2 protein-coding genes are annotated in these 1,037 nt (G+C 22.8%); both read left to right on the top strand.

What is annotated here, in order from left to right:
* Window positions 1–17: 17 nt before the first annotated feature.
* Window positions 18–830, top strand: a complete 813-nt coding sequence (locus RI68_RS02635) for an SVM family protein (protein ID WP_017193692.1) — start codon at window positions 18–20, stop codon at window positions 828–830.
* A 142-nt stretch (window positions 831–972) separates the two neighbouring features.
* A partial coding sequence (locus RI68_RS04485; RefSeq protein ID WP_173362875.1) for an SVM family protein occupies window positions 973–1,037 on the top strand: 65 nt, incomplete at its 3' end.

Raw genomic sequence — 1,037 nt, 5'->3', positions numbered from 1 at the left:
AAAAGGAGATTTAATTAATGGTTAAATTAAAAAAACATTTACTATTATTTAATATTATTTTATTTATTAGTTTAGGATTATTTTTAATTATTAATAATGTTCATCAAGTAATGGCTATGGAAGGTTTATTTCATGAAGAAATTCAAGAAATTACAGAGACAGAGTCAGAAGAAAATGAAGAAATAACAAATAATATAAGTAAAACAAATATTATGACTAAAGAAAAATTTGTGTCTTTACATGAAATAGGGCATGCTGTAGTTGCTTTTGAATTGAACCAAAGAAGTAAAGAATATCCAGGACTCATAAAACTTAAAAGAATAGAATTAAAACATGATGATGAAAAAATTGATGGTAGCACCGATTTTTCTTTTGATAGAGACAATTTGTTTGGACATTTATTTGCATTATCTGTTTATTATGGTGGGTTAGAGGCGGAAAAAACTATCACAACAACTATAGAAGAAATTAAAAATAGAGGTCAACATGATGAACAAGATATCGAAAAAACGGCTCAATATATCACAGAAAGAGGATGGTTTTTAGGCGATTTATATTTATCAACAGATTCTTTAGAAATAAGAAAAGATAAAATAAAAAATATTGCTCAAACAAAAACACAAGAAATAATTCAACAATATAAAGAATTTTTATCGCCCCTTGCTGATGAATTATTACAAAGAGAAGTTATTGGAATTGAAGAATTTAAAAGATTAATAAAAGAATTAATTATTCAAAAAAAACCTTCTCAAAAACCAGAACAACTAGAAACAAATGAACAATCGAATTATAATCATAAAAAATCTAAGTGTGAATGTGTTATTTTATAAAAAATAGCTAACAAAAAAATAAATTGAATATAGCAATTATGTATCATAAATATTATTTCTAGTTTCAAAAATGAAAGTTGAAAAGTTTATTTTTATTACATATTTAACAATTCGAAAAAAATAAAAGGAGATTCAATTAATAATGTTTAAATTAAAAAATCAATTTAAAATAATAAGTGTTTATTTATTTACTTTATTAGGGTTATT

It is taken from the genome of Vaccinium witches'-broom phytoplasma str. VAC, assembly GCF_000309405.1.
Classification (GTDB): domain Bacteria; phylum Bacillota_I; class Bacilli_A; order Acholeplasmatales; family Acholeplasmataceae; genus Phytoplasma.
This window is presented reverse-complemented; position numbering and strand designations above follow the sequence as displayed.

Coding starts and splice junctions, on each gene's coding strand:
- RI68_RS02635 (WP_017193692.1), top strand. CDS start 18: ATGGTTAAATTAAAAAAACATTTACTATTATTTAATATTATTTTATTT.